The following is an 11,334-nucleotide window of genomic DNA, read 5'->3' as shown; positions in this document are numbered from 1 at the left end:
GAATGCTGTTTGTCAGGGGCAGCGGTCGGTTGGCGGATTTTTTCATTTTGGGGCTTGACTTTTAATAGTTAGTCTCCCGTGCAGTAGGATGCTTTTAGCGGTCATGCTCTGCCGGAGGCTTGGTGCGGGGCTTTTCTGCCGGAGGTTCATCAGGCACCGGCAGCACCAGCAGACGGTTGCCCAGTTTCAGAAAGGCTTCCGGCTGATGGAAAAGCTGCTCGTACTTCCGCGCCATCTCCGGGGTCAGGGAAGCAAAATCCTCCTCACCCAGCCCCACCACGAGAAAAGTCCCGGCAACGGCATCATACATTTCTCCGTTTTCATCCCGAAGGGCACGGTTCAAGGGCAGTCCCATGAGCTTGCCGTCATCGTTGTAAACGATGGCAACTGGATCTTCAAAAGGGTAGCTTGCGCCGATGGAACCGCCCACCGCCTGCTGCAAGGCTTTCAGGTTGTTGTCAATCTCGACCTGCTGCGGATACTGTCCCGGTGCAATTTTCAGCACCGACAGGGTGTTTTCAGCCATGCGAATCCTCCTTTCCGTTCAGTCCGATCTCACCGCTCCGTGCCGCCTGCATCAGAGCCGCCACGAAGAATCCGAAAATAGCACCCGCTTCGAAAAATGCGAATCCGATAAAAAAGTTCAGCATGACACACCTCAGTCGATGCAGATGCAGGGCAGCTTCTGGTCATCTGCCATCAGGGTGATGCTGTGGCTTGCCAGATACTTCTGGAACAGGTAGACCTCATCAATGGTCAGCGAGATGACCTCGCCGTCCATGTTGGTGCGGACCAGAATCACCGGGCCGGTCAGGTAGTGCTTGCCGCCCATCTTCAGCACCTGCGCCGGGTTGTAGCAGAGCAGCAGCGAAGTGTTGGGAAGGTTCAGGCAGGCATCGTCCTCCTCAAAGCAGGGCAGGATGTCGGGAGCCTCGTCCAGCGTGATGACGGTCAGCTCCATATCCGGGGCAATGGCTGCGAGGTAGACCTCACCGCCCCGATTTGTCGCCAGCGCAGCGCAGATACGCACATCAATGGTGATCTCTTCGGAGCGGATGGTACGGGTAGCGTTGTTTTTCATAGGCTTTTCTCCTTTTGATTGCAAAAGAAAAAGACCTCATCGGGTCTTTCGTTACGGTATAAGTCAGCGTTCGTTCTGCCGCTGCTGTTTGCGTTGCCACTGATCCAGCAGCTTGATGATGGTGTCCTCCATCTGTTTGGGTGTATAGCTGCGAGGAAAATATTTCCGCAGGGTGTCGTTTTTGATGACCACTTTGTCCAGCTCGTCCTTTTTCTCTTCTCCCATGACCGCAAAGGCAACGTCATACGAGAAGTGACCTTCCTGCGCCAGCTTTTTGAGCCGCTGTGCTTGGGAAAGGGATGGAGCATTCTGGGTGTCGTTCATGGCTTCTAAAAAATCCCGCTGTTGGGCTTCGTCCAAATAGGACAACTCCACAGCGGGATTGAAGGCAATTTTCTTTTCATCCACCATGTCCAGCAGTTCGGGGACGAGGTTGGTCAGGCGGATAAACCGTTGGACGGTTTTATATCCCTCGCCAGCATCTTCCGCAACTCGTTCAATGGACAGCTTCGACTTCTGGACAATTTGTCCAGAAGTTAAATCCGACCTAGCACCTTGATTTTTTATCGCTTCCAGCTTCATTTTGTAGGCGAAAGCTCTTTCACTGGGCAAGATGTTTTCACGTTGGAGATTGCTGTCCACCATGAGCAAAACGGCGGCATCATCATCCATGTTGCGGACAATGACCGGCAGCGCATCCAGTCCGGCAAGCTGTGCAGCGTGCTGACGGCGGTGCCCAGAGATGATCTCATAGCCACCTTCCGGGCGTGGGCGGGCGATCAGAGGAGATAGTACACCGTACTGTTCTACACTTTCCACTGTGCGCTGCATGGACTCATCATCCAAAACCTTAAAGGGATGATTCTTGAAAGGGAACAGCTCTCCGATGGGAATCTGCTGAACCTGTTCCCGTTGTTGCTCCTGTCGGGATTCTTCCGTGGAGAAAATGTCATCTGCCCCTTTCAGCGACACGTTTAAGCTGTTTTTCGGCATTCGCCATCACCTCCCTTGTCAGAGATTTATAGGCTTCTGCCACCTTGCCTCTGGGATCGTGCTGGAAAATGCTCTTACCCACGGCACTGATCTCCGCAGCGCGGACAGACCGGGGAATGGTCTGGTCGAACACTTTGATCTTGCTGCCGTAAGCACCCCGGATCAGATTGTCGATCTGCTGTCCATAGTTGGTGCGGCTGTCGGTCATGGTCAGCAGGATGCCCTCGATTTTCAGCTTGGGGTTGATCTGCCGCCGGACTTTCTGCACAGTCTGCAAAAGCTGTTCCAGACCCTTTGCAGACAGATACTGCGCCTGCACGGGAATCAAGGTGGTGTCTGCTGCTGCCAGTGCATTGACGGTCAGCATCCCAAGGGAAGGGGTGCAATCCAGCAGAATGAAATCGTAGTCGTGCTTTGCACCCTCCAACACCTGTTTGAGCATCTTTTCCCGGTTCATGCAGTTGACAAGGGAAACTTCCAGCCCTGCAAGTTCGATGTTTGCTGGAATCAGGTCAACGCCCTCTGCATGGTGCAGGATGCCTTCACCGGGCGGAATGCTCTGGTCATTCATGGCTTTTGCCATCAGGGTGGAAAGGGTAGTGGGCAGTTCATCGGGCTGCTGCCAGCCCATGCTGATGGTCAAGCTGCCCTGTGGGTCAGCATCTACCAGCAGAACTTTTTTGCCTTCGGCTGCAAGTCCAACGCCCAAATTTTCACAGGTGGTGGTCTTGCCGGTGCCGCCTTTCTGGTTGACGATGGCAATCGTAGTTGCTTTCTTTGAAATTTTTATCACCTCCGCATCGCTAAGTCGTGGTTGGTTTGGTTCTGGTAGGAAAGCTGCATCGTGGTGGGTGCGTTATACAGAGAAGCGAGCAGGTATTGTTTCATGTTTCGGATCGGGCTGCTGTTTTCTGCAAGGCACTTCAGCACAAAGCGGATATGGTCAGCGTTCAGCTTCATAAAGCGACTGCGTACCACCTCGGCGGGCTTATCGTCCCCGGCAATGCGCAGCAGCTTGCGGTTGGTAGCGCAGGTGTCCACCAACAAATCTACGATCTGATAGATGGTATCCTCATCATCCGGGCAGAGCCGGAGCAGAAGTTCCACCTCCAAAGACTGCGAAAAATATTCTTCCAGTTGGGTGCGTTTACTCATCCCATCCGCTTCTTCAGAATAGAATGGATCAGTCTCACACATTTCAGTATCATTCTCTTTAGTCTTATTACATCGTGATTTTGAAGGGTCTTGACTTGCGTTTTTGAAGCCTCCAGAATCGTGAAAATCACGATTCTGGAATATTGATTTTGACGATTCTGCCGAAAAGTTCTTCACATACACCAAACTTGGCTTTCCCAAACCTCTGCGTTTTCGTTCAATCAGACCAAACTTTTCGAGTTCCCGGAGCAGCTTGGTCGCTTTGTTGTCTGCGCAACACAACGCCCTCTTGACATCCTCTATCGTGAAGATAATGAACACCCGGTTCTGCTCGTCCAGCCAGCCGTTTTTCACGGACAGGCTCATGCGGTCCAGCAGGATACCGTACAGGGTCTTGGCATCGGTTGACAGGCTCTGGAACCGTGGCTCCTGAAAAAGAGCCTTTGGAATGCGGTAGAAGGAGAACAGCTCTCCGGCTTGTCCGTAGAAGTAGTCAAGGGTCATGTGGCTTTTTCAACGTTTTGCTCCAGCTTGTGTTCAAAAAATCGACCGCCTTTCGTTTGAAAATAAAAAGCGCACTCTTTTCTTATTGAAAAGTGGTGCGCTATGTAATATAATGGCTGTATAATTTAGCTATCCAAAAGATAGTCGATGAGATATTCTTTCGGGATCATAAAAGATCGTCCGACTTTCAGGCAGCGAATTCTATGTTGATGGATTCTTCTGATGATGGCAGTCTGGCTTTTGAAACCGAGTAAAGTTGTTGCTTCTTCGACAGACAGCACATCAGGATAGTTCACAAATAATTTTTTATAATACTCTTTTGCTTGATTTTGATTCATTATCCTTGACTTTCCTTTCGTTTTGTGCCTAAGCAGAGGAGCGTTTTGCCCTGCATCCCTCCTGAACATCCCTCCAATTTCCATTTGGGCGGTCCAAACCGAAAAAACAGAGTAGAGGAAAAACGCATCGAAAAATCGTGGATATTTCAAATTATTGTTCGTTGAGGCGTGAATTTTGCCTTTGCACAGTGGGAACCAGATATCACTAGATATCACTGGATGACACCAGATGGAAGATGAGGACAAAAACTCAAAATCCCTTGTGCTAATAACACGTGTGGGTTCGACCCCCACCACCGGCATAAAAAGGAAGCCCTCCAGCTTGTCTGGGGGGCTTTCTTTTTATCTGCGGCGTGTGAGCGGGTCGAACAGCACGACCCTGCACAGCAGGGGAGCAATCAGCCCTGCGGGCTGTTGCTCAGTGCGCGGGAGACCCCCACCACCGGCATAGCAAGCAGCTCGAAATCGAAAGGTTTTGGGCTGCTTTTCTTTTTCTGCTCAGTTTCTTATACTTTGGTGTTTTCTGGGAAGATGCGGAATCATTTTCAGTTGTTGACCCGCTGACAGCCTGGCACATTGCCTGCAAGCACCGGCTCCCTTACGAAAGCCGGTGCTTTTTTGCAGTTGCACTTTCCCCGGGAGATTATTATACTTATAAAAAAGGCCGGGTGCTGCAAGGACAGGAGGGAAAGCGTATGGCACGGAACAAAACCGCGCAGGGCGGTATCTCCCTGCGCCGCAAGGTCACGGCATGGCTTGCCGCGATTTTGCTGGTCACCATGCTTTCTACTGGCATTGCTACCATGGCAGGTCAGTGGACGGTACGCTCCTTTGATATGCTGCTGGCCGACAACGCCGTCTGCTACACGGTGCAAAACGCCCTCAAGGACGAAACACAGGCCTTTGCTCGCTATGTGCGCCAGCCTACTTCTGAAACCGAACAGGCCTATACCGCCGCCTGCACCGCTTCCGAGCAGAGCCTTGCGGCCCTGCCCTTCGATTATGCCCGCATCGGCGAGGAGCGCTATGCCCGCACATGGAATCTTTTGCAAGGGTATGCGGGCTATCGGCAGGAGCGGGATGCCTTTTTGCAGCTTTCCCCCTCGGCAGATACCTATATTGAACAGATGTACCATGTGATGGCACTGCAGGACTACCTTGCCGAGTATGCGCTACGTCTGACACAGGCCACGCTGGAACAGGAAAACGCCCTTTACAGCAGCACGGCGGCTCACATCCGGCATCTGCCGTGGCTGTATCTGGGGCTGTTCCTGACGGCGGCTGTACTGGTGCTGCTGCTCATCCGGGTGCTGAGCCGCGCGGTGGTGCGTCCGCTGCTGCGGCTGGCGCAGGCTTCCCGCAGCATTGCCGAGGGCGATTTTTCCAGACCGGACCTACCGGTGAAAAGCAGCGACGAGGTGGGGCGGCTGACGGGAACCTTCAACCAGATGAAGCACGCCATGGCGCAGCAGCTGACCACCCAGCAGGCTTTGCACCGGGAAGAGGTGCGGAACCTTGCACTGGAAAAAGATCTGGAGCACACCCGGCTGGAGGTGCTTAAAAGTCAGGTGAATCCGCATTTTCTGTTCAACACCCTGAACATGATCTCCTGTATGGCACGGCTGGAGGATGCTGCCACCACCGACCAGATGATCGTGCATCTGGGCAGTTTGTTCCGGCACAACCTGCGCACCAAGCGTCAGCAGATCACGCTGGAGGAGGAACTGGACGGGCTGGAGGACTACATTTATTTGCAGCAAATGCGGTTCGATGGACGCATTACCGTAGAAAAAAGCATCCATGTACAGTCTGCGGCGGTTTTGGTGCCGTCCTTTATGCTGCAGCCGGTGGTGGAAAACGCTTACTCGCACGGGCTCAAGTCCCGCGAGGAAGGTGGACGCATCCTGCTGCGGGCATGGATGCAGGACAAGGTGCTGGTGCTCACGGTCGCGGACAACGGCAATGGGATGACCGCAGAGGAACTGGACGCCGTGCAGGCAAAAATTGCCCAGAGCGAGCAGACCGGCCGCAGCATTGGCCTTGGCAATATTTCCCGCCGCATCGGGATGCTGTATCCGGGCGGTAAAATGCAGGTGTACAGCCGCGCAGGTCATGGCACGGTGGTGCGGTTTGAACTACCGCAAACGCAGCAGTCGGAAGAAAAGGAGGAGACGCTCTCGTGAAGTGCAAATTGCTGGTGGCAGAGGATGAATTGATCGAGCGCAAGGTGCTGTGCCGGACCTTGCAGAAGTATCTGGGAGATCTGATAAGCCTGTATGAAGCCAAAAACGGCAGAGAGGCTCTGGAAATTTTTGCCCGCGAAGCGCCGCAGGTGGCTGTGCTGGACATTGAAATGCCGGGTCTCACCGGGCTGGAGGTGGCGCGCAAGATCCGTGAAACAGACAAAAATTGCGCCATCCTGTTCCTGACCGGCTTTGATAAGTTCGACTACGCACGGCAGGCGATCTCTGTGCGGGCGATGGACTATCTGCTCAAGCCTTACAACGAGCAGGAACTGGTATTCGCGGTGGAGGATGCCATCCGGCAGGTGTCGGTGCCGCTGCCTGCCCACCCGGCACAGCCCCCTGCGCCTGCAGAGCCTCTCCGCCGGGAAGAGGACGAGGATATGCGCACCGCCATCATCCGTGCCGAGATCAGCCGCTTCATCGACGCTCATTATAGGGAGGATATCTCCATGCAGGATGCCGCCGCTGCGCTGCGCTACTCGGACGCCTACTTCTGCAAGCTGTTCAAGCAGTGCTTTAAGGTAAACTTTTCGGCCTACCTGAACGAATACCGGGTGGACAAGGCGCGCCAGCTGATTTTGGACCCGCGCCTGAGCCTGAAGGATATCGGCGCTGCTGTGGGTTACAGCGACGCCAACTATTTTACAAGGGTGTTCAAGCGCCTGACCGGCCAGACCCCTTCGGAATACCGCGTAGCCGCAGCGGAAAAAGCGGCACAAGGATAAATCGGATCCAAAAGAAGCGCTCGTTCTTTCCTGCCTGTGAACAGGAGAGGAACGGGTGCTTTTTTGTTTTTGCCAGTTTTTTTCGTCCAAAAAACACAAAAATTGTACTTGGATACAACAAAGACAAAATCGTACTGCGTTTCACAAAATAATCCGGTTTCGCAAAAATGAACGAGTTGTTAAAATACAATCATAGAAAAAACGTGAAAAGAGAGGATGCCATTCATGAAGAGAAGAACGTTTCTGTCGCTGATGGGCGCGGCGGCACTGACCAGCAGCATGATGCTTACCGGCTGCGGTGCCGGCTCCGGTGACGACCGCAAGATCGTGCGCATCGGCCATGTGCAGTCCCAGACCCACCCGGATCATCTTGGACTGGAAGCCTTTGCCAACTACATCAACGAGAAGCTGGGCGACAAGTACCGCGTGGAGGTGTACCCCAGCGAACTGCTGGGCTCCCAGACCGAAATGGTGCAGCTGACCCAGACCGGTGCCATCGACTTTGTGGTGGCGTCCACTGCCATCATGGAGACCTTCAGCGCCAAATACCAGATCTTCAACCTGCCTTACCTGTTCTCCAGCGTAGAAGCCTACCACGAGGCGATGGACGACCCCGAGGTGACGGACCCCATTTTCAAGACCACTTCCAAGGCCGGTCTGGAGACGGTGGCATGGCTGGATGCCGGCACCCGCAACTTCTACACCATCAAGACCCCCATCAACCAGCCCTCCGACCTGAAGGGTCTGAAGATCCGCGTGCAGCAGTCGCCCACCAACGTGGAAATGATGCGTCTGCTGGGCGGCACCGCTACGCCCATGGGCTTCGGCGATGTGTACACCGCACTGCAGGCCGGTATTCTGGATGGTGCCGAAAACAACGAGCTGGCTCTGACCGATAACGGTCACGGCGATATCTGCAAGTATTACTCCTACGATATGCACCAGATGGTGCCGGATCTGCTGGTGGCAAACTACGCCTTCCTGAACGAACTCAGCGACGAGGAGCGCGCGATCTTTGAAGAGGGCTTCCAGATCGTGAAGCGCACCGAGCAGGATGCTTGGGAGGATGCTGTGGCTGAGGCGAAAGATAAGGCCGAGAACGAGCAGCACGTCAACTTTATTTACCCGGACACTGCACCGTTTCAGGAGGCTATGGCCCCCCTGCACGATTCCGTGCTGGCAGCAAACCCGGAACTGCAGCCCATTTATGACCTGATCCAGCAGCACAACGCTGCCCACACTGCGGACTGAGGAGGAGCATCATGGAAAAACTGAGAAATACCCTGAACAAGGTGCTCAACCTGCTGGCAGGTCTGAGCATGACGGTCATGGTGGTGCTGACCACCTATCAGGTCATCGTGCGTTATATCTTCAACTCTCCCTCCACATGGTCGGAGGAACTGGTGGGTTATCTGTTCGGCTGGAGCACCATGCTGGGTGCCACCATCGTCTCCGGCGAGCGCGGCCACATGAACATTCCCGTGCTGGTGGACCGATTCAACCCCACCATGCGCAAGGCGTTCCACATCTTTGCTGAGGTCATCGCCTTCATCTTCTCTGCGACCATTCTGGTGTTCGGCGGTTTTCAGGTGTCCCAGCTGGCTATGGGACAGCAGACCTCCTCGCTGGGCGTTGCCGTGGGCGTGTTCTACTGGGTCATGCCCATCTGCGGCGTGATCATTCTGGTGTATTCCGTGCTGAACATTATCGGCATCGCCAACGGCTCCATCTGTCTGGATACCCCGGAGGATGCAGACTTTGCAAAGGTGGAAGCCGAAATGGCTGCCGATGCCGACAAGGAAAATAAGGAGGACTAAGCTGTGGCAATTCAAGCGTTACTCGTAATTCTGGCAGTGCTGCTGGTGCTGCTGTTCCTCGGCGTGCCCATCTCGTACGCCATTGCAGTCTCTTCTCTGACTGCCATCCTTTCTTCCATCGACCTGAACGTGGCCGTGCTGACCGCTGCCCAGCGCACCTTTGTGGGCATGAGCAAGTTCAGCCTGACCGCCATCCCGTTCTTTATTCTGGCCGGCAACATCATGAATCAGGGCGGCATCGCCAAGCGTCTGGTGGATTTCGTCATGGCCATTCTGGGCAAGATGCCCGGCGCACTGCTGGTGACCAACATCGGCACCAACGCCCTGTTCGGCGCCATCTCCGGCTCTGCTTCCGCTGCGGCTGCTGCCGTTGGCTCCATGATCCGCGACGGTGCCGAGGAGCAGGGCTACGACCCCGCCGTGACCGCTGCCACCAACGCTGCTTCCTCCTGCTCCGGTTTGCTGATCCCGCCGTCCAACGCCTTGATCACCTACTCGCTGGCATCCGGCGGCACCTCTGTGGCTGCGCTGTTCATGGCCGGTTACATTCCCGGCATCATCTGGGCGCTGTGCTGCTGCGTGGTGGGCGTGCTGCTGGCGGTCAAGCTGGGCTATAAAGGCACCCCCGGTAAGTTTGACTGGAAAAATCTCGGCATCTGCACCCTGCGCGCTCTGCCTTCCCTGTCCCTGATCATCGTGGTCATCGGCGGCATCATCGGCGGTGTGTTCTCTGCCACCGAAGGCTCTGCCATTGCCGTTGTCTATGCGCTGATCCTTGCTTTCTGCTACCGCTCCATCAACCTGAAGAGCCTGTGGAAGATCCTCGTGGACTCTGCCAAGATGTCCGGCATGGTGGTGTTCCTTGTAGGCGTTTCCAACATTCTGGGCTGGGTCATGGCCTTTTTGCAGATCCCGGATGCGGTTGCAGCAGCCCTGCTGAGCCTGACCAGCAATAAGTACATCATCCTGCTCATCATGAACGTGATCCTGCTGGTGTCCGGCACCTTTATGGATGTGACCCCGGCCATCCTCATCTTCACCCCGCTGTTCCTGCCCATCTGCCAGAGCTTTGGCATGAGCACCATCCAGTTCGGTCTGATCCTCGTGTATAACCTGTGCATCGGCAACATCACCCCGCCTGTGGGCAACGCCCTGTTCGTGGGCATCAAGGTGGGCCGCACCTCGCTTTCCAAGGTCATGCCGTACATGCTTATGTACTATGTGGCTATCATCGGCGGCCTGCTGCTGGTCACCTTTATCCCGGCAGTGTCTACCGCACTGCCGCAGGCAATGGGCCTGATGTAATTGAGACATCTTCTTTTTCTTCTCCTAAAAGGCGGTACCTGCTTTGCGGCGGGCACCGCCTTTTCCTGTCTCTTGCACAAAGGCAGTCTTGTGCGCTATACTATCTGCAAAGGGAGGGAGACACCATGCGCAGACGGACTTTTTTAGCCGGGCTGGCCTTTGCAGCTTTGCAGCTGGCAGGCTGTGCCGCAAAGCCGCAGACCACACCGGACTATGTGCTGACCTATGCCGACAACCAGCCCGCCGGGTACCCCACTACGCAGGGCGCGCAGTATTTTGCAGACCTTGTGCAGCAGCAGACCGGGGGCAAGGTGGTCATTCAGGTCAAGGCGAACGGCGAGTACGGCTCGGAACAGCAGGTGTGGGAACAGCTTGCCATTGGCGGCGTAGATTTTGCCCGTGTGTCGCTCTCGGTGGTCACGGACGATCTGCCCCGGCTCAACGTGCTGCTGCTGCCGTATCTCTACCGGGATGCCGACCACATGTGGCGCGTGCTGGACGGCAGCATCGGGGCTGAGTTTTTGCAGGACTTTACCGCGCAGGGGCGCGTGGGCCTGAGCTGGTACGACGCGGGTGCCCGCTCGTTTTATGCCCGTCAGCCGGTGCGCAGCCTAAGCGATCTGCAGGGCAAGACCATCCGCGTGCAGGATTCGCAGATCGTGATCGACATGATCCGCCTGCTGGGTGCAGTGCCGGAGACCACGGCGTACAGCGACGTCTACTCGGCGCTTGAGACCGGGCAGATCGATGCCGCCGAAAACAACTGGCCGGCCTACTATTCCATGGAGCACTACAAGGTGGCACGGTACTACATGGCCGATGAGCACAGCCGCGTACCGGAGGTGCAGCTGGCTTCCGGCCGCACATGGGATGCACTGCCGGAGGAATACCGGCAGACCCTGCAAGCGTGCGCCCGGGCATCGGCGCAATACGAGCGCCAGCTCTGGGCGCAGGAGGAAACAGCTGCCCGAAAAGCGGCATTGGCTGGCGGGTGCCAGGAACTGCCGCTGCCCGAAGAAGAAATGCAGAACTTCCGGCAGCTGGTGCAGCCGCTATACCGAAAATACTGTGCCGACTATCTGCCGCTGGTGGAAGAGATACAGGCAGAGTGATAACAGAAAAGGGACGAGTCAAATAAAAAGGCTCACAGCTTTGAGGTTATACTGCGGA

General features: G+C 55.3%; 13 protein-coding genes. 6 read left to right on the top strand and 7 right to left on the bottom strand.

Features of this window, described 5'->3' with window-relative positions; genetic code table 11:
• Positions 1–94 precede the first annotated feature (94 nt).
• The 7 genes from GKG34_RS09235 to GKG34_RS09210 form a co-directional block, all read right to left on the bottom strand.
• Complete coding sequence (locus tag GKG34_RS09235) at positions 95–532, bottom strand: DUF3846 domain-containing protein (protein WP_097776414.1); 438 nt, start codon at positions 530–532, stop codon at positions 95–97.
• Positions 519–650, bottom strand: a complete 132-nt coding sequence (locus tag GKG34_RS16075) for a hypothetical protein (protein WP_256469140.1) — start codon at positions 648–650, stop codon at positions 519–521. Before GKG34_RS16075 ends, GKG34_RS09235 begins: the two co-directional genes overlap by 14 nt.
• An 8-nt stretch (positions 651–658) precedes the next feature.
• Positions 659–1,081, bottom strand: coding sequence for a hypothetical protein (locus GKG34_RS09230; RefSeq protein ID WP_097776413.1), 423 nt, complete (start codon positions 1,079–1,081; stop codon positions 659–661).
• Positions 1,082–1,144: 63 nt separating this feature from the next.
• The gene (locus GKG34_RS09225; RefSeq protein WP_097776412.1) at positions 1,145–2,074 is read right to left on the bottom strand and encodes a ParB/RepB/Spo0J family partition protein; all 930 of its coding nucleotides are present in this window, start codon (positions 2,072–2,074) and stop codon (positions 1,145–1,147) included.
• Positions 2,031–2,864 (bottom strand): ParA family protein, encoded by an 834-nt coding sequence (locus GKG34_RS09220; RefSeq protein WP_097784795.1) that lies wholly within the window; start codon positions 2,862–2,864, stop codon positions 2,031–2,033. Before GKG34_RS09220 ends, GKG34_RS09225 begins: the two co-directional genes overlap by 44 nt.
• Positions 2,864–3,733, bottom strand: a complete 870-nt coding sequence (locus GKG34_RS09215) for a DUF6017 domain-containing protein (RefSeq protein WP_154256059.1) — start codon at positions 3,731–3,733, stop codon at positions 2,864–2,866. The genes GKG34_RS09220 and GKG34_RS09215 overlap by 1 nt, the downstream gene beginning before the upstream one ends.
• A 125-nt stretch (positions 3,734–3,858) precedes the next feature.
• Positions 3,859–4,374, bottom strand: a complete 516-nt coding sequence (locus tag GKG34_RS09210) for a helix-turn-helix domain-containing protein (RefSeq protein ID WP_097776410.1) — start codon at positions 4,372–4,374, stop codon at positions 3,859–3,861.
• A 392-nt stretch (positions 4,375–4,766) separates the two neighbouring features.
• Here GKG34_RS09210 and GKG34_RS09205 point away from each other — a divergent pair, with 392 nt between their 5' ends.
• The 6 genes from GKG34_RS09205 (at position 4,767) to GKG34_RS09180 (ending at position 11,276) form a co-directional block, all read left to right on the top strand.
• Positions 4,767–6,254, top strand: a complete 1,488-nt coding sequence (locus GKG34_RS09205; protein ID WP_154256058.1) for a sensor histidine kinase — start codon at positions 4,767–4,769, stop codon at positions 6,252–6,254.
• Positions 6,251–7,042 carry a response regulator gene (locus GKG34_RS09200; RefSeq protein WP_120080877.1) on the top strand — a complete coding sequence of 264 codons (792 nt, stop codon included), beginning with the start codon at positions 6,251–6,253 and terminating at the stop codon, positions 7,040–7,042. Before GKG34_RS09205 ends, GKG34_RS09200 begins: the two co-directional genes overlap by 4 nt.
• A gap of 216 nt (positions 7,043–7,258) precedes the next feature.
• Entirely contained in the window at positions 7,259–8,293 is a 1,035-nt protein-coding gene (locus GKG34_RS09195) for a TRAP transporter substrate-binding protein (protein WP_005931718.1), read from the top strand.
• An 11-nt stretch (positions 8,294–8,304) separates the two neighbouring features.
• On the top strand, positions 8,305–8,859 hold the full coding sequence (locus tag GKG34_RS09190) for a TRAP transporter small permease (RefSeq protein WP_005939311.1): 555 nt from the start codon (positions 8,305–8,307) through the stop codon (positions 8,857–8,859).
• 3 nt (positions 8,860–8,862) lie between these two features.
• Positions 8,863–10,164: a TRAP transporter large permease gene (locus GKG34_RS09185; RefSeq protein ID WP_005939307.1), complete on the top strand. Its 1,302-nt coding sequence runs from the start codon at positions 8,863–8,865 to the stop codon at positions 10,162–10,164.
• Positions 10,165–10,289: 125 nt separating this feature from the next.
• Entirely contained in the window at positions 10,290–11,276 is a 987-nt protein-coding gene (locus GKG34_RS09180; RefSeq protein WP_154256057.1) for a TRAP transporter substrate-binding protein, read from the top strand.
• The last annotated feature ends 58 nt before the right edge of the window (positions 11,277–11,334 follow it).

The organism is Faecalibacterium sp. BIOML-A4 (genome assembly GCF_009679665.1).
In the GTDB taxonomy this organism is placed as follows: Bacteria; Bacillota; Clostridia; order Oscillospirales; family Ruminococcaceae; genus Faecalibacterium; species Faecalibacterium taiwanense.
Note: the sequence above shows the minus strand (reverse complement) of the source record. Positions and strands in the feature narration are given on the sequence as shown.

Excerpts from the sequence above, each read along its gene's own strand:
- GKG34_RS09215 (WP_154256059.1), bottom strand. The coding sequence starts at position 3,733 with ATGACCCTTGACTACTTCTACGGACAAGCCGGAGAGCTGTTCTCCTTC.
- GKG34_RS09180 (WP_154256057.1), top strand. The coding sequence starts at position 10,290 with ATGCGCAGACGGACTTTTTTAGCCGGGCTGGCCTTTGCAGCTTTGCAG.
- GKG34_RS09225 (WP_097776412.1), bottom strand. The coding sequence starts at position 2,074 with ATGCCGAAAAACAGCTTAAACGTGTCGCTGAAAGGGGCAGATGACATT.
- GKG34_RS09210 (WP_097776410.1), bottom strand. The coding sequence starts at position 4,374 with ATGCCGGTGGTGGGGGTCGAACCCACACGTGTTATTAGCACAAGGGAT.
- GKG34_RS09205 (WP_154256058.1), top strand. The coding sequence starts at position 4,767 with ATGGCACGGAACAAAACCGCGCAGGGCGGTATCTCCCTGCGCCGCAAG.
- GKG34_RS09190 (WP_005939311.1), top strand. The coding sequence starts at position 8,305 with ATGGAAAAACTGAGAAATACCCTGAACAAGGTGCTCAACCTGCTGGCA.
- GKG34_RS16075 (WP_256469140.1), bottom strand. The coding sequence starts at position 650 with ATGCTGAACTTTTTTATCGGATTCGCATTTTTCGAAGCGGGTGCTATT.
- GKG34_RS09230 (WP_097776413.1), bottom strand. The coding sequence starts at position 1,081 with ATGAAAAACAACGCTACCCGTACCATCCGCTCCGAAGAGATCACCATT.
- GKG34_RS09195 (WP_005931718.1), top strand. The coding sequence starts at position 7,259 with ATGCCATTCATGAAGAGAAGAACGTTTCTGTCGCTGATGGGCGCGGCG.